This is a genomic window from Kitasatospora sp. NPDC101183, assembly GCF_044767945.1.
GTDB lineage: Bacteria > Actinomycetota > Actinomycetes > Streptomycetales > Streptomycetaceae > Kitasatospora.
Window position 1 is genome coordinate 324,335 of sequence record NZ_JBIWOW010000003.1, and the last position, 19,895, is coordinate 344,229.

The following is a 19,895-nucleotide window of genomic DNA, read 5'->3' on the forward strand; positions in this document are numbered from 1 at the left end:
TCGGCATGCGGACAGGAGCCCCCGGTTGAACACCGAGGGAACACCCGGCAGTTCCCCCTCGGTCGCGCGCCGGGGCCGCGCGGGGGCGGGCGTGGTGCGCCCCGTCAGGCGGGGAGGAGGGTCGGGGCCGGGGTGAGGTAGCGGGCGCGGAGGGCGGTGACGATGGTGGTGGAGGCGTCGCCGGTGCCGTAGGGGGAGGGGGTGCGGGCGAGGCGGGCGGGGAGGGTCTCGTCGGCGAGCACCTCGCGGAGGGCGGTGGCGAGTTCGGGGCCGGGCCTGGCGAGGCGGGCGAAGCCGGCGGCGACGGCCTCGGGGCGTTCGGTGGAGTTGCGCACCACGATCAGGGGGCGCTTGAGGACGGTGCACTCCTCCTGCACCCCGCCGGAGTCGGAGACCAGCAGCCGGCTGTGCCGGGCCAGCGCGAGGAACGTGGCGTGGTCGAGCGGGGGGATGCGGCGCAGCGCGGTGGCGGTGTGGTCGAGGCGCAGGCGGCCGAGGGCGGCGGCGGTGCGCGGGTGGAGGGGGAGCAGTACGGGCAGGGCGAGGGCGGCGAGTTGGTCGAGGATGCGGGTGAGCCGGGCCGGGTCGTCGGTGTTCTCCGGCCGGTGGACGGTGGCGAGCACGTACCCGTCGGGGACGACCCCGTGCTCGGCGAGGATGCGGCGGACGCGGCCTTCCGGGGGCAGCGTCTCCAGGGTCGCCTCGACGACGGTGTTGCCGGTGACGACCACGCGTTGGGGTTCTATGCCCTCGCGCAGCAGGTACGCCGCCGCGGTGGCGGTGGGCGCGCAGTGCAGGTCGGCGACGGGGGCGATGAGGCGGCGGTTGGCCTCCTCGGGCATGGCGCGGTCGAAGGAGCGCAGCCCGGCTTCGACGTGGACGACCGGCACGCCCGCGCAGTGGGCCGCGAGGGCGCCGGCGGCGGCGCTGTTGGTGTCTCCCTGGACGACCACCGCGGCGGGCCGCCGGGCGGCGAAGTGGTCGCTCAACGCGCTCACCATCAGGCCGAGTTGGCGCCCCCTGGGTTCGCCGCCGATGCCGGTGAGCAGGTGGTCGGGCCGGGGGAGTCCGTACTGCTCGAAGAAGGAGGTGGTCAGGGTCGGGTCCCAGTGCTGCCCGGTCCAGACGATGCGGGCCCGGGGCCCCAGGAGCCGGGCGACGCCGGCGAGTTTCACGATCTCGGGCCGGGTGCCGAGGACCAGGGCGACGTCGGTCGGGGACATGGCTCTCCACGGTGGTGCGGTGGGGGCGGGACGTGCGAGACGCGCGGGAACTGCGGGAACTGCGGGAACTGTGGGAACTGCGGGAAGTGCGAGAAGTATCGGCGCGGGGTGCGCCCGTCCCGTGGGAGGAGCTCGCCAAGGCTCGGTAGCGGTCCCTCACTTGGCGTAATCGGTGCTGGTCGTCGCCACTGCGGATACACCCGTACGGAGTAGCGCTTCGGCGTGTCGCGGAACCCCGGGGGCCCCGCCCGGCCTGCACCCGTCCGTGGCGCCGACCCGGCGGCACAAGGCCCCGAAAGCCGTTCGTGCCCGGCTCATTGACGCGTTCGGGTGATTCTTACGCCCTTCGGCGTGTGGCGCCGGTCTGATGATCCGCCGAATGCGCCACGGTATGGCCCAGCCCGTTCGGGCGATGCGTCCGGAAATCGGGCGTTCCGTGCACAACGAGAGGGTGTGTCCATGTACGGACCCATAGCCGGCGGCCTCCCGCCGGCGGCCGCGGGCGGCGCGCTGGCCTCCACCGGATCGCCGGCCCTGGGCGCCGTGGTGGCCTCCGCGCTGGCCCTGATGGTGGTCGGGGTCGCACTGGTCCGCCGCAGCCGGATCGCCGCCGCGAGCGGCGAGGTCGAGGCCGAGGTCGAGGCCGGGGGGAAGCGGGACGGCGGGTCGTGACGGCCGCCCACGCGATACCCCGCGGTCGGCCGAGGGCAGCGGGCCCGCGCACCGCCGCCACCGCCCTCGGCCGGCTCGCCGGACCCCTGCTGATCGCCCTCGCCGTCCTCATGCCCGTCAATGAACACGCCTACCGCGTACGGGAGTTGACCGGAGCCCAGTGGGTCGTCGAGCACCTGCTCGGCCTGCGGACCCTGCTGCTGGACGCCCCCAGCGCCCCGGTGCTCTACGCCGGAGGCAGCGGCGGACTGGAGCACGGGATCGCCCTGTCCACCGGGTGCAGCAGCGTGCTGCTGATCGCCCCCTTCGTCGCCGTCTCCGGCCTGCTGCTCCTGCTCGGCCGCCGCCGGCCCGGCCGCATCGTGCTGGGCCTCGCCCTCGCCGCCGCCCTGATCGGCGCGGCGAACCTCGGCCGGCTGACGCTGATCGTCGCGATGCAACACCGGTACGGCGGCGAGGGGTTCACCTGGACGCACGTCCTCTTCGGCTCGGTGCTGATGCTGATCGCGGCCCTGGTCGCGCTGCTCTGCTACCTGCGTCTGGTCACCCGCGCCACCGAGAGGAGGGCGGCCCCGTGACCCTGCTCGACGTCTCCGTCGTCCTCTCCTTCGTCCTCGGCGTCACCTTCCTCGGCTACGTGCTCGTCATCGTCCGCAACTTCCTGCGCGCCGAGCCCGACGAACCCGGCGACCCGGCGCCCTACGACTGGCACTTCCTCGTCCCCTGCCGTGACGAGGAGGCCGTGATCGGCACCACCCTCGACTACCTCGCCGAGCACTTCCCGCAGGCCACCACCTGGGTGGTGGACGACCACTGCGCCGACCGCACCGCCGAGACGGTCCGCGAGCGCGCGGCGCGCGGACTGCCCGTACGGCTCGTCGGCCGCCGCCTGCCGCAGGCGCGCACCGGCAAGGGCGACGCGCTCAACGCCGCCTACCGGGAACTGGAGGCTTCGCTGCCCGAAGGCGCCGACGCCGAGCGGACGGTGGTGATCGTCGTCGACGCGGACGGCCGCCCCTCGCCCGGCCTGCTGCACCAGTTCGCCGGGCCCGCCGCCTTCGGCGATCCGGGGATCGGCGCCGTCCAGGTCGAGGTGCGGATGTCCAACCGCGACGTCGCCGTGCCACTGCCCGGGCGCGGACGGCTGCGCAACGGCTTCGCCCGGCTGCTGGCCCGCCTCCAGGACGTGGAGTTCCGGGGGCCGATCTCCGCCATGCAGATCACCCGCCGCCGCACCCGCACCGTCAACGTCGGCGGCAACGGGCAGGCCAACCGCCTCGCCGCGCTGCGCTCGATCGGCGGGGAGAAGGGTGAGCCCTGGGGCTCCGCGCTGCTGGAGGATTTCGAGCTCGGCCTGCGGATGATGCTGGCCGGCTGGCGCAACGGCTACACCACCGGAGCCTGGGTCGACCAGGAAGCCCTGTGGAGCGTACGGCAGTTGGTGACCCAGCGGGTGCGCTGGGCGCAGGGCTCGATGCAGTGCGCGCCGTACGTGCGCAAGGTCTGGAGCTCGGCCCACTTCACCACGGCGGGCTTCCTCGAAGTCCTCTACTTCATGCTCCAGCCCTGGATCCAGGTCGTCGGGCTGGTCGTCTACACCGTGCCGATCGCCGCGTTCGGCTACAACGCGGTGATGTACCCGAGCTTCGTGCTCGCCTTCCTCGCCCAGGGCGGCGCGGTGCTGATCGGGCTCTACGTCCTGGTCGGCGTCGGCGAGTTCGCGATCTGGGGCCTGCTCTACCGCAGGCGCTGCGAGCCCGGGACGAGCCGCCCGGCCGCCCTCGGGTACGGGCTGGCGCTCACCCTGTACGCCGCCACGACGTACCTGGTCGCCGTCCGCGCCTTCTGGAGGATGCTGCGCGGCAAGGGGAGTTGGAGCAAGACGGCCCGTACGGCGCCGGTGCCCACCCCGGTTCCCGCGTCCCTCTCCGGCGGAAGCACCTGAGCCGCCCACCAGTCGTACCTGCCGTGCCCGGCGCCCTGTCGAACTCCGCCGCGCCGCAGGTCCGTTCGGGGCACCACGCCCCGGAGCACCACCACGCCCCCGGCCGTACCCACGCGGCCGAACACCCGAAAGGCACCCCATCGTGAGAACCCGCACTCGCGTCCTCGCCGGTACCGCCCTCACCGCCGTCGGCCTGCTCGCCGTCGGTGCCCCGGCGTACGCCGCCCTGCCCGCCCCGGCGGCCAGTGCCTACGTGGTCTCCGCCGACGCCGTCGGCACCCTGGTCTCCGTTCCGGCCCAGCCCGCCTCGACGTACCCCTCGGGCGGCACCTCGACCCTGGCCGGCATCCACCTGGGCCCGTTCAACACCGCCTCGGTGCTCACCGCGACCACCACCGGCGACCCGACGGCCGGCACCTCCTCCGCCTCCTCCTCGGTGAGCGCCATCAGCCTCAACCTGATCGCCGCGTCGGCGAGCCTCAACGGCGTCAACGCGACCTGCACCGCCACCCCGACCGGGGCGACCGGCTCCGGCACCATCACCAGCGGCTCCGTCACCGTCGCGCTGATCCCGATCAACCTGCCGGTCGGCGCCGCGCCCAACACCGGTGTCTCCCTGCCGGGACTCGGCTCGGTGGTGCTGAACGAGCAGAGCACCGACGCCAACGGCGTCCTGACCGTCAACGCCGCGCACTTCACGCTGCTGCCGACGCTCAACGGCGCCAACGTCGTCATCGGCCACGCCCAGTGCGGCGGCGCCGACCCGGCCACCGCCGTCCCGATGATCAGCCCGAAGGTCGCGGCGGCGGGCGGCGGCCTGGCCGTGGCCGGCCTCGCGGCCCTCTACCTGCAGCGCCGCCGCAGGGCCGGCTCCCTGGGCTGAGCCCCGTGAAACGCCTCGCGGCCGCCGCCCGGGAACGATCCGGGCGGCGGCCGCGAGGGCACGGCGTCAACCAGGGGCCGGTCAGGCCTTCTTCACCACGCTGGACTTGAGCTGCATCGCGCCGAAGCCCTCGATGCGGCAGTCGATGTCGTGGCCGTCCACGCCGTCCACCAGGCGGATGTTGCGCACCTTGGTGCCCGCCTTGATGCCCGAGACACTGCCCTTGACCTTGAGCGCCTTGACGACGGTCACGGTGTCGCCGTCGCTGAGCACGTTGCCCACCGAGTCCTTGATCACCCGCTCGCCCGCGCCGGCCGCGGCCTCGCCCTCGGCGGGCGCCCACTCGTGGCCGCAGGACGGGCAGACCATCAGGGCGTTCATCTCGTACGTGTACTCGCCGGCACACTGCGGGCACGGGGGAAGGGTGTCGCTCATCGGGGCTCCTGCGTCGTTACGGTCGGCCGCCGGTCGTGAAGGCACGGGCGGCGGGCAGCACGCAAGCATCTAAGAATGTGAAGAACTTTTCAAGTCGCCCATCCCGTCGCTCATCCCGATGGGGGAGGGTGCGGACGGTGACCGCGCGGGCGCCGGTCAGGGGTGCATGCGGCTGCCCTTGAGGGTCTTGTCGACGGCGTTGCGCGGCCCGTGGAGGGCGAGGCCGACGAGGTCGAGGGCGGGGGTGGGGACGGCGCGGACGGCGGCGCGGTTGTCGTGGTCGTTGCCGGTGGTGAAGAGGTCGGCGGTGAAGACGGCGGTGCGCAGGGAGCGGGAGAGGGCGCGCTCGTGGGCGGCGGTGAGGGTCTCGGCGGAGCCCTCGAGGACGAGGACGGGCTGGCGGAACATCGGGTGGTAGACGGTGTCGTCGGCGTCGAGGTAGGGCTCGCCGATCAGTTCGGGGAAGGCGGTGCCCAGGCCGCTGACGAGGAAGGCGGTGACGTTCAGCCGCTGCCAGGGTTCGAGGTCCTCGCGGAGCAGGACGGCGATCTTGGTGTCGAATCGGGTGGGACTGTTCATGGATCGAGACTGCGGCACGGTCTGCGGCGCGGTCTTGTACGTTCTTCGCATGGTGCCGCGTCAGGAGGTCTCCGCCTGGCGCCCGGCCGTCCCGGGCGTCGTGGAGGTGCTCCACGCCCGGTTCACCGAGCACCGGTACCCGATGCACGTCCACGACGCGTGGACGGTGCTGATCGTCGACGACGGCGCGGTGCGCTACGACCTCGACCGTCACGAGCGCGGCACCCCGGGCGGGACGGTCAGCCTGCTGCCGCCGCAGGTGCCGCACAACGGCTCGCCCGCGACGGCGCAGGGCTTCCGCAAGCGGGTGCTCTACCTCGACATGACGCTCCTGGACGCCCGGTTCATCGGCCCGGCCGTGGACGGCCCGGACTTCGACGACCCCCTGCTGCGCCGCCGGGTCGGGCAGCTGCACGCGGCGCTGGCCGCGCCGGGGGACGAGCTGGAGGCGGAGAGCCGGCTGGCCTTCGTCGGCGAGCGGCTGCGCGAGCGCCTGCGGCCCCGGCTGGTGCGGCCGTCCGAGGGCCCGGCCGGGCGGCGGCCGGCCGCGCGGGGCCTGGCCGCCGACCTGCGGGACCTGCTCGACGCGCGGCTCCCGCAGGCCGTCACCCTGGAGGAGGCCGCCCGGCAGCTGCACGCCCACCCCGCCCACCTGGTACGGGCGTTCAGCGCCGCGTACGGGATCGCGCCGCACCGGTACGTGATGGCGCGGCGCGTCGACCTCGCCCGGGGTCTGCTGCTGGGCGGGCGCCCGGCAGGGGAGGTCGCGGCGGAGGCGGGGTTCTACGACCAGTCGCACCTGACGCGGCACTTCAAGAGGGTCCTCGGCGTCACCCCCGGCCGCTACTCCCGGGCGGGGCGCGCGGGTTGAGGCGCCGGCCGCAGGGCCGGGGTGGTGGTGGCGACGAGGGAGACCGCGGCGAGGCAGAGCAGGCCGCCGCTGACGAGGGCGGTGGCGCCGGAGGTGGCGTCCGCGACGAGGCCGCCGCGCAGGTTCCCGAGGTCGGGCCCGGCCTGGCCGACGATCTGCTCCACGGCGCTGACGCGGCCCAACAGCTCGCCGGGGGTGTGGAGTTGGACGATCGTGCCGCGCGAGACCACGGCGACGGTGTCGGCCGCGCCCGCCAGGGCGAGCAGGGCGAGGACGGGCCAGCGGCCCGGGGCCAGGCCCGCGAGGGCCAGGGCCGCGCCCCAGGTGCCGGAGGCCGTGAGCATCACCACCCCGGGGCGGGGCAGGCGGGTGAAGGAGCCGGAGAACACCGAGGCGGTGACGCCGCCGACGGCGAGGGCGCTGAGGAAGAGCCCGAGGGTGCGGGGGTCGTCGCCGAAGCGCTCCGCGTTGATCAGCGGGAAGAGGCTGATCGGCATGGAGAGCACGGTGGTGGCGAGGTCGGTGACCAGGGCGCCGCGCACCACGGGCGTGCGCAGCAGGAAGGCCAGGCCGTCCGCGACGCCGCGCAGGCCGGGGCGTGCCGCCGCGTCGCCGCTCGGCATGGCGGGCAGGCCGAAGGCGCCGTACAGGGCGGCGAGGAAGGTGAGGGCGTCGACCAGGTAGCAGACGTCGACGCCGTACCGGGCGATGACCAGCCCGCCGAGCGCGGGGCCCGCGAGCATCGACGCCTGGAAGGCGAGGCCCTGCAGGGCCAGCCCGGCGGCGAGTTGGGAGGCGGGCAGCAGGTGGGGGAGGAAGGTGCGGGCGGCGGGGCCGCCGCCGGCGACGAAGCAGGACTGCGCCGCGACCAGCGCCAGCACCCCGGGGACGGGCAGGTGCCCGAGGAGGGCCTGGGCGGCGAGCAGCAGCGAGCAGAGCGCCTGCCCGGCGGTGGTGAGGAGGTAGAACCGGCGCCGGTCCACCCGGTCGACGAGGGAGCCGGCGAACAGTCCGAGCAGGGTCAGCGGCAGCGCCCGGGCCAGGCCGACCGCGCCCGTCCAGGCCGTGCTTCCGGTGGCCTCCCAGACCTGGACCATTACGGCGACGGTCGCCATCCGGCCGCCCAGCCCGGAGAGCGCCTGCCCGGCCCAGAGGCGGCGGTAGGCGGGGGAGGAGCGTAAGGGGGCGGGGTCGAGGAGGGCGCGGGTCAGTCCCATGCCGGGTCCTCCGCCAGCTTCGCGGCGATCCGGTCGTGGAAGCTCCGGCGTTCCAGGGCCGCCTCGATGTCGGTGACGACCCGGCTCAGCGGGTACGGGATCTCGGCCTCGAGCTCGGCGAGGGCGGCCTCGGTGGCCCGCCACTCGGCGGCGAGGCGGCCGACGACGGCGGTGGCCCGCTCGGTGAGCGTGACCTTCTTGCTGCGGGCGTCGTCGCCGGGGAGGGTGCGCACCCAGCCGGCGGCGCGCATCGCGGCGACCTTCTGGCTGAGCGCGGAGTGGGTGCGGCCCACGGACTCGGCCAGTTCGGTGATGGTCATCGGCCCGGCGGCGTGCAGGCGCAGCAGCTCCATGACGTAGCTGGGCTTGAGGTCGGCGGTGTCGCCGGTGCGGGCCTCGGCGTAGAGGCGGCCGATGTCGGCGTCCATCGAGGCCTGGAGCAGGCGCAGGGGGCGCCAGAGGCTCTCGAGGGTGGGGTCGGGCGTGGTTTCGGTCACGACCGCATCGTAACAGGACTTATATAAGTGCTGTCACGATGCGGCCGCCGCCGTTTCCCGGGGGGCCTCAGAGGCCGAAGCGGGCCCGGTGGCTCGCCGGGACGAGGTCGGCGTACTCGGGGTGCCGGATGATCCAGGCGCGGATGTACGGGCAGTACGGCAGCACGGACAGCTTCTGCTCGCGGGCCGCGTCCAGGGCCGTGCGGGCCAGCTGGCCGGCGAAGCCCCGGCCCTCGAAGGCGGGGTCGACCTCGGTGTGGATGAAGGCGATCTCCCCCTCCGAGCGGTGGTACTCGGCGAAGCCGGCCAGTGCGCCGTCCTCGTGGATCTCGAAGCGGGACTTCTCGGGGCTGTCGGTGACGAGCTGCGCCATGGGATCGCTCCTGGGGGAGGTGGGGCCGGTGTCGCGCCTCAGCTTAGTTTAAAACTAAACATCTGTCGCGCCCTCACGGCCGTGGCCGCCGAACGCGTCGGCCGAGGCGATCGTGACACCCAGCCCCCGCAGTGCGGCGAGCGACGCGGCGTGGGCCGGGGCCGACAGGGCGGCGCAGGCGTCCTCCACCACGGTGACGGGGTACCCGAGCGAGACGGCCGTCCGGGCGCTCTCGCCCACCGCGTACTCGGTGGCGATGCCCGCCAGCACCACGGCCGAGGCGCCCAGGCGGGCCAGGCGCTCGGCGAGGTCCGTCCCCGAGAAGGCGTCGATCGCGTACTTGGTGACGACACCGTCCCCCGGCCCCGCCGTCAGGCCGGCCGCGAAGCGGTTGTGGTGCGAGTCCGGGCCGCCGTCGCTGCCGTCCAGGCGCGCGTGGCGGACCAGGACCACCGGCCGGCCGGCGGCCACGAAGGCCTCCTTGAGCCGGGCGGCCGAACGGACCACGGCCGGGCCCGGCAGCGGGGCGACCGGGCGGTCCACGATCCACTGCTGGAGGTCCACCAGGACCAGGACGGAACCGGGGGCGGGCGTGTCGGGCATGTGCTGCTTCCTTCGGGGGGTCGACCGGGGGATCGGCGTCAGTCCGTACGGCGGAGCGCCGCCGTCGAGCGGTCCAGCAGGTCGCGCAGCTGCGCCTGCTCGGCCGCCGAGAGGGCGTCCGTCAGTCGCTGCTCCACGCCCAGGGCCAGGGTGTCGGCCTTCTTGGCCAGCGCCCGCCCGGAGCGGGTGAGCCTGGTGACCAGCACCTTCTGGTGGACGCTGGAGGGCTCGCGGCTGATGAGGCCCTTGTTCTCCAGGTTGGTCAGGATCGTCGTCATGGTCTGCGGCGTGACCATGCACTCGCGGGCCAGCTGCGCCCCGGACATCCCGGAGGACTGCTGGAGGACGAGCAGGGCGACGTACTGCGGGACCGTGAGGTCGACGGTGCGCAGCGCGCGGGACTTCTCGGCGATCAGCGCCTGTTCGGCCCGCTTGACGGCGTGGCCCAGGCGGTCGTGGAAGCCGGGCTGTTCGGCGCTGCGTTCAGTGCTGTGTTCGGTGCTGTTTCCGGTCAAGGTGATCGCGTCCCCGCCTCCCGTGGTGGATTGTTCGAGCATGAACGTACATCAGTGGCCTGATGCCTGCCAGGAGGCCGGCGGCGGGTCAGTAGCGGGTGCCGACGGCGGCCGGGAGGGAGTCGAGCCCGGCCAGATCGGCCGCGTCGAGGCGCAGGTCGGCGGCCGCCGCGTTCTGCCCGATGTGCGCGGGGCGGGTGCTGCCGGGGATCGGGACGACGTGCTCGCCCTGGGCGAGGGCCCAGGCCAGGGCGACCTGGGCCGGGGTGGCGCCGTGCCGGGCGGCCACGGCCCGGACGCCGTCCGTGATGCGCTGGTTGCGCGCCCGGGCCTCGGCCTGGAAGCGGGGCAGCCCGGCGCGGAAGTCGCCGGCCCCCAGGGCCTCATCCTCGTCGAAGCGGCCGGCGAGGAATCCCCGGCCGAGCGGGGAGAAGGGGACGAACGCGGCGCCGTGGGCCTCGCACCAGGGCAGGACCTCGGCGAGCGGGTCGCGGCTCCACATCGACAGCTCGGACTGGACGGCGACGACCGGGGCGATCGCGTGGGCCTCGTCCAGTTGGGCGGGGGAGACCTCGGACAGGCCCAACCCGTCGATCTTTCCCTCCTGTTGGAGCTCGGCCAGGGCGCCCCAGCTCTCGGCGAGGGGGACGGCCGGGTCGACGCGGTGGAGGAAGTAGAGGTCGATCCGGTCGGTGCGCAGCCGGCGCAGCGAGCCCTCGACGGCGGCGCGCAGGTGCTCGGGGCGGCCGTCCGCGAAGACCTGCACCGCGTCCGGGCGGGAGTCGGGACCGGCCCGCAGACCGCCCTTGGTGGCGAGCACCACCCTCTCGCGCAGGCCGCCGGAGAGGGCCTCGCCTAGCAACTCCTCGTTGGTGAAGGGGCCGTAGAGGTCGGAGGTGTCGAGCAGGGTGACGCCGAGGTCGACGGCGTGGCGGACGGCGGCGATCGACTCGGCGGCGCTCTGGCGCTGGGAGGTGTAGACCCAGTTCATGCCCATGCAGCCGAGTCCGACGGCGCCGACGGTGGGGCCGGTCGCTCCGAGCCGACGTGTCCTCATGGTGCTCCTCCTGCTGGTGAGTTGGTTTCAGGGATCGATGGTGACGGGCTCAACCGGCGCCCAGATCGGTGGCGATCCTCGGCAGCGCGACGGAGGTGCCGGTGAGGGAGGCGCTGGTGAGGGAGGCGGGCGGCAGTCCGCCGGCGAGGCACACCACGGCGGGCGTGGCGCGGGGGCTGGTCGTCAAGGGGGCTCCACAGGGTTCGTCGAATCCATAGACGTCTGCAGTGAGTCCGAACCATGATGTGTATCAGGGTTCGAACTCATGACAGGGGACGATAGAGGCTCGGCGGAGAGGGAGTCAAGGGCAACGGGAGTGGGGCGGAAGCGGGAACGCCGACGGCTGGTCCCCCCGATGGAGGGGACCAGCCGTCGGCGTGCGCGTGGGTACTACCAGGTGACGGGCGTCTCGTAGACGCCGTACATCACGTTGCCACCCCCGGAGGTCAGGTCCTCCAAGGACTGATGCGGTCCGTCGACCACGTCGATCTCTGAATCACTCACCGTCAAGGCAGAGCGCCGCGAGCCGGGGCAGGCGGCGGTGCATCTCCTCGTCGTCCTCGAAGTCCCACGCCTCGCCCATGTCGGGCTCGACGTCCTCCGCCGCCGGTCGCGCGGCCGCCTGCGCCTCGTAGCAGCTGCCGTCCACCCCGGTCACCCGGTCGTAGGCCTGCTGCGCCGCGTAGTTGGCGTCCTCCTGGAGCAGAGCCTCCTCCAGGTCGTCGAGCGAGCCGTCCACCAGCGGGTGCCCGGCCAGCGCGTCCGGATCGGCCGCCACGCGCTCGAACCACTCCCGGCCGAGGCTGATCAGTCCGGCCCGGAAGTCCATGAAGCCGTCGTCCGAGCAGCCGCCGTGGACGAGGTAGCCCGCCGCCCACACGTCCCAGCGGTAGACGGACGCGTGCACGGCGTCGAAGCACTCGTCGAAGGCGAGGATGCGCTCCGGCGGCAACCCCGCCAGCACGTCCGTCAACGCCTCCGCGAACGGCTCGTCCGCCGCCGTGCGCGCCGCCTCGATGATGGCCCAGAACTCGTCGATCCCCATGCCCGCCGACTCTGCCACCCCCCACCGACAGCCGGCCCCACCGGGCCCTGGGGAGTGTCCTTCCCGGCCGGCAGCACCGATGCCCGGCGCGCACCGTACCTCCGGGTACGGTGCGCGCCGGGCATCGAGGGATCAGCCGGCGGCGCGGGTGGTGGCCCGGCGGCGACGGAGGAGGCCGCCGAGGCCGAGGGCTCCGGTGACCGCGACCAGTGCGGCCAGGAGGCCCGCCGCACCGAGGCTCACGGAACCGTGTGCCGGGGTGCCGGGGGCGGCGAGCGCCTTGCCGGGGGCGGCCGGGCCCCGGTCGAGGCCGCCGAGCATGTGGGCCTTCGCGTACTCGGTGCCGGGCAGCTTGTCGGCGTAGCGGTCGTGGACGAGTTGCCGGTACTGGTCGAGCGTGATGCCGTCGGCGCCGACCGAACGGACGGCGTCCGGGTTCAGCGGCCTGACGTGGCCGTCGACCAGCGCGTACCAGGCGCGGATCTGCGGCTCCTCGAAGGCCACGGCCTGCGGGCCGAGCGCGGCAGCGGCGGCGGCCTGGTCGGTCTCGTCGCTGCCGGAGGCGATGTTGATCTCGACCCAGGCCCGGGAGCCCTGCGGATCGGGGGCGGTCCAGACCGAGGCCTTGCGGCCGTCGGCCGAGCGCGCCTCCGTCGCCGCGAACGCCAGCTTGGCGACCGGGGCCGCGGCCGACGACGAGGACGCCGCCACGAAGTCCGGGTTGAGGTAGTACACCGGCACCGTGGCGCCGACGACCTGGGGCGCGGCGACCGCCAGCGGCCTCGCGGCGGCGGGCGCGTTGCTGTCGTGGGCGAAGAACCCGCTGAGGGTCTGCGCCACGGGCGCGGTCCTCGCCGCCTGTCCGGCGGCCGCGAGGTCGGCCGCCGACGGGACGCCGACCGCCGGTGCGACGGGTGCGCCGTCCGCGGTGGCGAGCGGGGCGGTGGCGAGCAGGCCGCCGCCGGCCAGGGCGAGGACGGCGAGCGTGCGGGAGACGCGGGGGATCGTCATGACGTCACGCTCCGATCTGGTAGAGGGAGTCGTTCCAGTTGAACTGGCCGTTGTAGCCGGCGTAGTAGGAGTAGGACCCCAGGTTGTAGCGGTTGCTGGAGGGCCACGGGTCGCCCCAGTAGATCGACTGGCTGCTCTGGTCGTAGCCGTAGATCACCTGGGCGTGCCCGCCCCCGGCGACCCAGGAGATGCCGGTCTCGATCGGCCTGCCCGCGTTGACCTCGCTGACGATGCTGTCGAAGGGCAGCGCACCGGTCTCCTGGCCCGGGGAGACGCCGAGCGAGGAGAGGGCGGTCTGCACCCAGGCCAGCTGGCCCGGCTCGTTGGGGCACTGGTAGTCGGTGCTCTGGCCGTAGGCGAGGTCGCAGAACGAGTTCTGGCTGGTGCCGTGGCCGAGGAAGGTCGCGATGGTGTTGCCGGAGGCCGCCCAGCACCACTGGTCCTGCTCCTGGGCCTGCATGTCGATGTTGAGCTTGGTGGCTCCGGCGTCGTACGGGGCGGCCGCGGTGGTGGTCGCGGTGGTGGTCGCGACCGTGCGGGAGGCGTGGCCGGTGGGGTCGGCCACGGCTGCACCGGCGCCGGTGGTCAGGACGGCGGCCAACGTGCACAGGACCGCCAACCCGGCGCGGAGGAACGACCCACGGATGGGTCCGTTCATGGGGGATCTCCTTCGGGGAGGGACAGCGCGCGGGACGGTTCCGGGTGCTCCCGGAACCGTCCGGTGCGCGTGGGGGAAGTGCCGCGCGGCCGTCGCGGCGCCTGAACCAGGACTGCGCCGAAGCATAGGCAGCGTGCCCGGGGCCGTCCCAGAGCCGTGGGCGGCCGGTCGGCCGAACTGTGAACAGCTGTGAGGGCCAAGCGGGTTGACGGCGGGGAACACCGCAGACCGCCGCCCTGATCGACGGTCCGCGTATCTGGACGCGGCCGGGGTAAACGGGTAATTTCACAGCCCGCCACACCCTGTTTCCGCTCGGTCCTGTCCCGCGCCGCTGCACGGCCGGTGTTCCCACAGCCCCAGGGAGGTCCGATGGCCAGTCGTCAGAAGTCGGCAGCCGGCTCCCCCGCCGAGAACGGCGCGGTCCTGGCCGCCCTGCGGACCGGGCCCTTCGAGGTCGCCCTGCGCACCGCGATCGAGGCCCGCGGCCTGCCGCTGGAGCGACTGCGCAGCCACCTGGCGACGAACGGGCTGCGGATCGCCGTGACCACCCTCAGCTACTGGCAGCGCGGACTGCGCCGGCCCGAACGCCCGGAGTCCTTACAGGTGGTGGCCGCGCTGGAGACGATCCTGGGGCTGCCCGCGCACTCGCTCACCGTCCTGCTCGGGCCACCGCGCCCCCGCGGAGCGGCCGTACGGGCGCCGCGCGGACCGCACCCGTACCCGCACCCGTACCCCGAGATGGTGCACACGCCCGGCGATCTGACCGGACTGCTCGCGGAGCTGAACAGCCCGGCCGCCGGAAAGCTCCAGGTCGTCACCGAGCACACCACCGCAACGATCGGTCCGCGTCGCGAACTGGCGCTCGTCAGCTCGATGGTGGCGGTACGGGCGCGGCAGGACGGAGTCGACCGGGCCCTGCTGATCTACGACTGCGACGAGGGGATGGACGAGAGCGCGGTCGAGGTGCTCGCCGGGGACAGTTGCCGGCTGGGCCGGGTGCGCCGGGACCGGCCGGCCCGGGTGGTGCTCGCGGAACTGCTCTTCGACCGGTCGCTGCACCGCTGCGAGACCCAGGTGTTCTCGTTCGAGATCCGGCCCCACAGCGAGGTGCGGTGCCACCGGCACATCACCGCCTTCCGGCTCCCCGCCGACCAGTACGTGCTGCGCGTCCGCTTCGATCCGGCCGAACTCCCGGTGCAGTGCCAGTGGTTCACCGCTCGTGACTCGGACGGGCCGGACGACACCACGGTGGACCTCACCCTGGACAGCCACCATCTCGCCCACGTGGTGGCCACCGGGATCGGGCCGGGGGTCGCGGGCATGCGCTGGTCGTGGGTCTAGGGAGTGTGCTGCCGGTCATCGGCCCGGCCGGCACATCCGACTCCCGTGATCGACAGGACGGGCCCTAGGATCGGCCCCCATGCGACACATCCGCACCATCCGCCGCGCCGCGACGGCCCTCGCCGCCACCGCCCTCCTCGGCGCCCTCACCGCTCCTGCCGCCCACGCCGACCCCGGCATCCCCACCGTCGGCTACGGCTACCCCAACTGGAGCCCATCCGTCCGCTGCATCCAGTACTACGTCAACCAGTTGACGGACGTACACATACTGGAAGACAGCCGCTTCGGCCCCGAAACCGAACTCGGCATCAGGCGCATCCAGCAACTCGCCAGCACCAAGTGGGCCGCCGCCCCGCTGATCGTCGACGGCTACTTCGGCCCCGCGACGGGCCAGGCCGTCCTGGAACGCATCAAGAAGTACCCGTGGCTCGTCAACGACTTCCAGAAGGCCAGCACCTGCGGCCACTACGTCCCCTCGCACACCGTCGTCCTCAACTGACCCTGCCCGGGCCGTGCTGCCAGTTGAGGGCCGGCTCGCCGTCGATCCAGTAGTGATGGGCCTCGCGGGTGATGCGGAGCCGCACGGCCGTGATGTCCGGGCTCCCCGCCGCCTTCCAGGCCAGGAGCGTCCGCTCGATGTCGTCCCAGAGCGCGACGGGGCCGCCCTGGCGGACCGTCCAGCCGTCGTCAGTGGCCGTGAACTCCGCGAAGGACTCGCGCTCCGGGGCGAACAGGTAGCGCAGCTGCGCGCCGTCGCTCGTCATCGCGTGGACGAACTGGGCGTCCGGAGCCGCGAGTTGGGCCAGGAAAGCGGGCATCCACTCGGCCAGGAGGGTCGGCGGCAGCTCGGCAGCCCGCTCGCTGTCGGCGTAGGCCGTACGGGCGGAGAGGTCGCCGGACACCGGGACGGCGGCCTCGGCCCGTGCCTGCATGAACGAGGAGCGCTCGACGATGCGGCCAGCGGCCGTCCCGTCCTCGCCCACGGTGACCTTGGCGAGGCCGGTGCCGTAGCCCCAGGAGCCGACGGTCGCGAGGACGACTCCGCCGGGTCTGGTCTGGCGGACCCAGGCGTACGGGATGCGGCGGACGGCGCAGGTCGCGATCACGCGGTCGTACGGAGCGCGGTGGGGATACCCGAGGAGGCCGTCGCCGGTGACGGTCCAGGTGGAGAAGCCGACCGCCTCGAGGGCGTCGTCCGCACGGCGGGCGACGCCCGGATCCACCTCGACCGTGGTCACGTTGTCCTCGCCGAGGCGGTGGCACAGGAGGGCGGCGGAGTAGCCCGTGCCCGTGCCGATCTCCAGCACGGAATGCCCGTCGCGGACGTCCAGGTGCTCCAGCATGCCGACCACCGTCACGGGCGTGGTGGACGAGGAGGTGGGGGAGCCGGTGACGAGATCCGTCGACCGGTCGGCCGTCAGATGGCCGTCGAGCTGTGTCGTCAACGACTCGTCGCTGTAGGCGATCTCGGCGTCTGGTGCGGTGACGGGCCGCCAACGGCCACCGTCCTCGGGCAGGAACACCCCGGGGTGGAGGAACCGTTCACGCGGAACCGCCTCCACGGCGGCCCGCCACGCGGGGTCGGACAGGACGCCGGCTTTCGCCAACCGGTCGGCGAGCGCACGTCGGTGAGGCGTGGTATCGGTCATCGGGCTTCTCCTCGTGTCAGCAGATCGGCGAACGCGGCGGGACATCTCCAACCCGATCGCATCCTCCAGCCAGGCCCACTGGCCGTTGGGATTCAGCTCCAGCCACCAGTACTCCCCGGCCCGGTCGACGGCGAGGTCGAAGGATCCGGAGACGAGCCCGAAGCGATGAAGGAAGGCGTGGAGCATCGCGGTCAGCCGATCGGGAAGGTTTACCACGCAGTAGGACAGGGCGGAGTAGTCCCGCCGCCAGTCCAGCAGGCCGGAGTCGATCCGAACGGCGAACATGCGGCGACCGACCACCAGCACCCGCACGTCGGCGACCTTGTCGACGAGGGCCTGGAACAGGTGCGGTGCTGCGCGCACGGTGTCATCGAGCTCGGCGGCGGTCACCGCCTCCGCCCAGCCGGTGACCGGCACGCCGTCGCGTTCGACCGGCGTCCACCGGAGGGTCTTGAAGATCACCTGGTCGTGATCGGTGATGAACTGCCGGGCCTCGTCGAGATCGTTGGTGACGATCGTGGGCGGAACGGGCAGGCCGAGGCGCTGGGCCTCGGCGAGCTGGGCGGGTTTGAAGTCCGCTGCCGCCTCGCGCAGCGGGTGGTTGACCCACAGCGGGCCGTCGAGGGCGTAGAGCGCGCCCCCGAGGCCGTAGCGGACCTGGGCGGCGGCGAAGCGGGCTTCGTCGTCGCTCAAGCCGGTGCCCTGGAACGTCGGCCAGACGGGTCGGCGCCAGTAGACCGACCGCAGCCGGGCCAGGTCGGCGGTCCTCGACGGGGTCCGCACCTGCCCGGCCACGGGGGCCGGGCAGGTGCCGAAGCGAGCCGAGACCGTCAGTCCGGTTCCGATGTCGGACGGGTCGAACCTGACCACCGGAACACCGTGCCGGTTGAGTTCGGTGATCACCATGTCAGCGGTGACGTCCACCGCCTCGGTGACCACGAGAACCGGCCTCTCCTCGGTCGACGGCATCAGTCTCGGGTGCTGTCCTGGTCGTGGCCCTGGTCGTTCTTCGAGTCCTGGTTCGTGGTGGTGCTGGTCTCGGTGCCCTTGCTGGTGCCGTGCTTGCCCATCTCGACGACGAGGCCGGCGTGGTCCTTGAAGACGCCGAGCTGCGTCGCCGGGTCGATGCTGACCGTGGCGAACGGGAGGCGCACGGCGGTCGGGTACGGCGCGAGCCGGGTGGCTCCCCACGGGCGGGTGAGGGTGGGCGACGCTTCGATGTCGTTCACGATGACTCCTCTTGGTGTGTTGATGCCGTCCGGCTGGGTGGTTCAGGGGCCGGGCTGCGACGGGGTCGGCACTCCCAGCTCGGCATGGACGGTCTTGCCGTCCGGCAACAGGTCCGCGCCCCAACGGCCGTGGGTGAGCCGGTCGACCAAGGCGATGCCCCGGCCGCCTTCGGCCTGGGCGTCGGCCTGGACGAGGATCGGGAGGACGAGGCAGCCGTCGGTGACGCGGATCCGGACGGCCACCTCGTCGAGCCGCTCGACCTCCACCTTCATGCACAGCCGGCAACCGGTCTTGGCCGCGTTGGTCACCAGCTCCGAGACCACCAGTTGGGCGTCGTCGACGAGTTGATCCAGACCCCAGGCGGCCAGCTGTGCACGAACCAGTCGGCGGGCGGCCGACACGGACTCGGCTCGATAGGGCAGATCCAGGGAGACCAACCCGGCGGAGGACGTGGTGGGCGGCATGGTGGAACTCCTGGTGACGGTTGTGAGGGAACGTGCCGCCCCTGCCGGAAGGAGGGGTCGGGAGGGGCGGCGATTCCAGTGGCCGAGCCTGTCCGCTGCACAGGAAGTCGGCGGGGTCGACTTCCTGTGCAGCGCCAACTGCGCGGACAGGCACTGGAACCCGCTGCCATAGCGGAGATCCGCTGTGGCAGCGGGAGTTCGGTCAGTTCGGCGCGGACTCGGCGCCCGGGCGGGGAGTGCGCTGGGGCGCTCGGCGGAGATCCTCGGGCGCATCGAGGTGCTCGCCCGTGAGCAGTTGGGCCCACATGTGGGGTGTCCCCTGGTCCAGCATCCGGCGGGCGAGTCCGGCGGCGGCGAGCCGCGCTGTGAGCGACGTTCGCCGCTCTGCTCGGTGGGTGTGGGTCACAGCGCCGCTCCGATCCGTAGTGCTACGACTACCCGGGGTGGCCCACTGTGCTCTACCCTCAACTGGTGTTCAACCTGTCTTGAGTTGTTGGATTGGTAGGACGAACTGCCGTGAACAAGCGTGAACTTGACCCTCACATCGGCCCTGCTGCCAAGTTCGGAGTGCTACTTCGCACCTCACGTGAGCAGCGAGGGTGGACGCAGGGCCACCTTGCGGATCTGGTCGGTTGCACATCGTCGTACATCTCAGCCCTTGAAAACGGCAGAAGGAAACCAAGTAGACAGCTTGCAACCGAACTTGACAGGGCATTCGGTTTGGGCGAGCAGTTCCTGAGAGAGTGGGGTAGCGCGAGTCGGCGGAGCTCGTTTGAGGGGTTTGACGAATACCTGCGCAGCGAATCGAAGGCGGTGGTGCTGCGACTGTTCGAGATCAACATCATTCCGAGCCTGCTCCAGACTCCCGAGTACGCCCGCGCCTATCAGGACGCCCCGGTGCGTCGAGGGGCTGCAACCCAGCAGCAAGCGGATGAACGAGTTGAGCGACTCCTCCGTAGGCAACAAGCCCTGGCCCAGGCCCCGGAGCCACATGTTCAGGCCGTCATAGACGAGGGGGCGCTACGGCGACCGATTGGGGGTCGCGATGTCATGGTGGCGCAACTCAAGTACCTGGAGGCTCTTGCCGCGCACCCTCGCTTCCTGGTGCAGGTGTGTCCTGTTTCGGCAGGCGAGGACCGACCGTTCGGGCATCCAATTACCTTGCTGACCATGGCGAACAGGTCCATCGTGGGATATGGCGAGACGGAGCGGCGGGGCTTCCTTGAGCGCGATCCGAAGACGCTGGCGGTGTGGACCGGTGAGTACGATCATCTCCAGGCCGAAGCGTTGCCTCGGGCCGCGACCCAAGGGTTCATTCGAGACGTGCGGAAGGGCTTTGAGCATGGATGATCTACGCAATGCCACTTGGTACAAGAGTTCTCACAGCACCCAGGCGGGACAGTGTGTCGAAGTCTCAGGCAGCCTGCCTGGCGTCGTCCCCGTCCGGGACTCCAAGGACCCCGAGGGTCCCGCTCTGGTCTTTCCGGCCAGTTCTTGGCAGTCATTCGTCGGTGCTGTCCAGGACGGCGAGTTTGGCGAGGGCTGAGTCTTGGCCCGCTGCGTAGGAAGTCGGCGGGGCCGACTTCCTACGCACCAGGCGGTTCGAACGCGATTGCCGTGCATGCGG

At 72.6% G+C, this 19,895-nt stretch carries 25 protein-coding genes and 1 pseudogene; 9 read left to right on the forward strand and 17 right to left on the reverse strand.

Annotated features, from left to right (window positions below):
- Nucleotides 1-104: 104 nt before the first annotated feature.
- The gene (wecB, locus tag ACIRRS_RS05245) at nt 105-1,223 is read right to left on the reverse strand and encodes a non-hydrolyzing UDP-N-acetylglucosamine 2-epimerase (RefSeq protein ID WP_402965267.1); all 1,119 of its coding nucleotides are present in this window, start codon (nt 1,221-1,223) and stop codon (nt 105-107) included.
- A 459-nt stretch (nt 1,224-1,682) separates the two neighbouring features.
- Here wecB and ACIRRS_RS05250 point away from each other — a divergent pair, with 459 nt between their 5' ends.
- The 4 genes from ACIRRS_RS05250 to ACIRRS_RS05265 all read left to right on the forward strand — a co-directional run bounded on the left by ACIRRS_RS05250 (nt 1,683) and on the right by ACIRRS_RS05265 (nt 4,723).
- Complete coding sequence (locus tag ACIRRS_RS05250; protein ID WP_402965270.1) at nt 1,683-1,895, forward strand: hypothetical protein; 213 nt, start codon at nt 1,683-1,685, stop codon at nt 1,893-1,895.
- Nucleotides 1,892-2,473, forward strand: coding sequence for an archaeosortase/exosortase family protein (locus ACIRRS_RS05255; RefSeq protein ID WP_402965273.1), 582 nt, complete (start codon nt 1,892-1,894; stop codon nt 2,471-2,473). Before ACIRRS_RS05250 ends, ACIRRS_RS05255 begins: the two co-directional genes overlap by 4 nt.
- A complete protein-coding gene (locus ACIRRS_RS05260) occupies nt 2,470-3,840 on the forward strand; it encodes a glycosyltransferase family 2 protein (protein WP_402965275.1) in 1,371 nt (456 codons plus the stop codon). Before ACIRRS_RS05255 ends, ACIRRS_RS05260 begins: the two co-directional genes overlap by 4 nt.
- A gap of 142 nt (nt 3,841-3,982) precedes the next feature.
- A complete protein-coding gene (locus tag ACIRRS_RS05265) occupies nt 3,983-4,723 on the forward strand; it encodes a choice-of-anchor P family protein (protein WP_402965278.1) in 741 nt (246 codons plus the stop codon).
- Between the two features lie 81 nt (nt 4,724-4,804).
- On the opposite strand, the gene ACIRRS_RS05270 is transcribed toward ACIRRS_RS05265, so the two are convergent.
- Nucleotides 4,805-5,158: a zinc ribbon domain-containing protein YjdM gene (locus ACIRRS_RS05270; RefSeq protein WP_402965281.1), complete on the reverse strand. Its 354-nt coding sequence runs from the start codon at nt 5,156-5,158 to the stop codon at nt 4,805-4,807.
- Nucleotides 5,159-5,314: 156 nt separating this feature from the next.
- Nucleotides 5,315-5,788, reverse strand: a complete 474-nt coding sequence (locus ACIRRS_RS05275; RefSeq protein WP_402965283.1) for a DUF2000 family protein — start codon at nt 5,786-5,788, stop codon at nt 5,315-5,317.
- Between ACIRRS_RS05275 and ACIRRS_RS05280 the strand changes: the two genes are divergently transcribed.
- Nucleotides 5,787-6,608, forward strand: a complete 822-nt coding sequence (locus ACIRRS_RS05280) for an AraC family transcriptional regulator (protein ID WP_402965286.1) — start codon at nt 5,787-5,789, stop codon at nt 6,606-6,608. The genes ACIRRS_RS05275 and ACIRRS_RS05280 overlap by 2 nt on opposite strands.
- On the opposite strand, the gene ACIRRS_RS05285 is transcribed toward ACIRRS_RS05280, so the two are convergent.
- The 10 genes from ACIRRS_RS05285 to ACIRRS_RS05330 form a co-directional block, all read right to left on the reverse strand.
- Complete coding sequence (locus ACIRRS_RS05285) at nt 6,581-7,825, reverse strand: MFS transporter (protein WP_402965289.1); 1,245 nt, start codon at nt 7,823-7,825, stop codon at nt 6,581-6,583. The genes ACIRRS_RS05280 and ACIRRS_RS05285 overlap by 28 nt on opposite strands.
- On the reverse strand, nt 7,816-8,322 hold the full coding sequence (locus tag ACIRRS_RS05290) for a MarR family winged helix-turn-helix transcriptional regulator (RefSeq protein ID WP_402965291.1): 507 nt from the start codon (nt 8,320-8,322) through the stop codon (nt 7,816-7,818). The genes ACIRRS_RS05285 and ACIRRS_RS05290 overlap by 10 nt, the downstream gene beginning before the upstream one ends.
- A 67-nt stretch (nt 8,323-8,389) precedes the next feature.
- Nucleotides 8,390-8,737: a GNAT family N-acetyltransferase gene (locus ACIRRS_RS05295; protein WP_402965494.1), complete on the reverse strand. Its 348-nt coding sequence runs from the start codon at nt 8,735-8,737 to the stop codon at nt 8,390-8,392.
- 12 nt (nt 8,738-8,749) lie between these two features.
- Entirely contained in the window at nt 8,750-9,298 is a 549-nt protein-coding gene (locus ACIRRS_RS05300; RefSeq protein WP_402965294.1) for an isochorismatase family protein, read from the reverse strand.
- A gap of 38 nt (nt 9,299-9,336) precedes the next feature.
- On the reverse strand, nt 9,337-9,813 hold the full coding sequence (locus ACIRRS_RS05305; protein ID WP_402965297.1) for a MarR family winged helix-turn-helix transcriptional regulator: 477 nt from the start codon (nt 9,811-9,813) through the stop codon (nt 9,337-9,339).
- 88 nt (nt 9,814-9,901) lie between these two features.
- A complete protein-coding gene (locus ACIRRS_RS05310; RefSeq protein ID WP_402965299.1) occupies nt 9,902-10,870 on the reverse strand; it encodes an aldo/keto reductase in 969 nt (322 codons plus the stop codon).
- Between the two features lie 49 nt (nt 10,871-10,919).
- Nucleotides 10,920-11,057 carry a hypothetical protein gene (locus ACIRRS_RS05315; RefSeq protein ID WP_402965302.1) on the reverse strand — a complete coding sequence of 46 codons (138 nt, stop codon included), beginning with the start codon at nt 11,055-11,057 and terminating at the stop codon, nt 10,920-10,922.
- Nucleotides 11,058-11,366: 309 nt separating this feature from the next.
- On the reverse strand, nt 11,367-11,915 hold the full coding sequence (locus ACIRRS_RS05320; RefSeq protein ID WP_402965305.1) for a DUF4240 domain-containing protein: 549 nt from the start codon (nt 11,913-11,915) through the stop codon (nt 11,367-11,369).
- Nucleotides 11,916-12,047: 132 nt separating this feature from the next.
- Nucleotides 12,048-12,926 carry a hypothetical protein gene (locus ACIRRS_RS05325; protein WP_402965307.1) on the reverse strand — a complete coding sequence of 293 codons (879 nt, stop codon included), beginning with the start codon at nt 12,924-12,926 and terminating at the stop codon, nt 12,048-12,050.
- Nucleotides 12,927-12,930: 4 nt separating this feature from the next.
- Nucleotides 12,931-13,584: a papain-like cysteine protease family protein gene (locus ACIRRS_RS05330; protein ID WP_402965310.1), complete on the reverse strand. Its 654-nt coding sequence runs from the start codon at nt 13,582-13,584 to the stop codon at nt 12,931-12,933.
- 369 nt (nt 13,585-13,953) lie between these two features.
- On the opposite strand from ACIRRS_RS05330, the gene ACIRRS_RS05335 reads away from it, so the two are divergent.
- A complete protein-coding gene (locus ACIRRS_RS05335; RefSeq protein WP_402965313.1) occupies nt 13,954-14,925 on the forward strand; it encodes a hypothetical protein in 972 nt (323 codons plus the stop codon).
- 79 nt (nt 14,926-15,004) lie between these two features.
- Entirely contained in the window at nt 15,005-15,424 is a 420-nt protein-coding gene (locus tag ACIRRS_RS05340; protein ID WP_402965315.1) for a peptidoglycan-binding protein, read from the forward strand.
- Here the strand turns inward: ACIRRS_RS05340 and tgmC are convergent.
- From tgmC to ACIRRS_RS05360, 4 genes and pseudogenes are all read right to left on the reverse strand, one after another.
- Nucleotides 15,417-16,574, reverse strand: coding sequence for an ATP-grasp peptide maturase system methyltransferase (gene tgmC / locus ACIRRS_RS05345; RefSeq protein ID WP_402965318.1), 1,158 nt, complete (start codon nt 16,572-16,574; stop codon nt 15,417-15,419). The genes ACIRRS_RS05340 and tgmC overlap by 8 nt on opposite strands.
- Nucleotides 16,571-17,543: pseudogene (tgmB, locus tag ACIRRS_RS05350) on the reverse strand (ATP-grasp ribosomal peptide maturase). Before tgmB ends, tgmC begins: the two are co-directional and overlap by 4 nt.
- Nucleotides 17,543-17,803 carry a putative ATP-grasp-modified RiPP gene (gene tgmA, locus ACIRRS_RS05355; RefSeq protein WP_402965321.1) on the reverse strand — a complete coding sequence of 87 codons (261 nt, stop codon included), beginning with the start codon at nt 17,801-17,803 and terminating at the stop codon, nt 17,543-17,545. Before tgmA ends, tgmB begins: the two are co-directional and overlap by 1 nt.
- 42 nt (nt 17,804-17,845) lie before the next feature.
- Nucleotides 17,846-18,268, reverse strand: a complete 423-nt coding sequence (locus ACIRRS_RS05360; protein WP_402965323.1) for an ATP-binding protein — start codon at nt 18,266-18,268, stop codon at nt 17,846-17,848.
- A 516-nt stretch (nt 18,269-18,784) separates the two neighbouring features.
- On the opposite strand from ACIRRS_RS05360, the gene ACIRRS_RS05365 reads away from it, so the two are divergent.
- Both ACIRRS_RS05365 and ACIRRS_RS05370 read left to right on the forward strand, forming a co-directional pair.
- Entirely contained in the window at nt 18,785-19,618 is an 834-nt protein-coding gene (locus ACIRRS_RS05365) for a Scr1 family TA system antitoxin-like transcriptional regulator (RefSeq protein WP_402965325.1), read from the forward strand.
- Nucleotides 19,611-19,814, forward strand: a complete 204-nt coding sequence (locus ACIRRS_RS05370; RefSeq protein WP_402965327.1) for a DUF397 domain-containing protein — start codon at nt 19,611-19,613, stop codon at nt 19,812-19,814. Before ACIRRS_RS05365 ends, ACIRRS_RS05370 begins: the two co-directional genes overlap by 8 nt.
- Nucleotides 19,815-19,895: the final 81 nt, after the last annotated feature.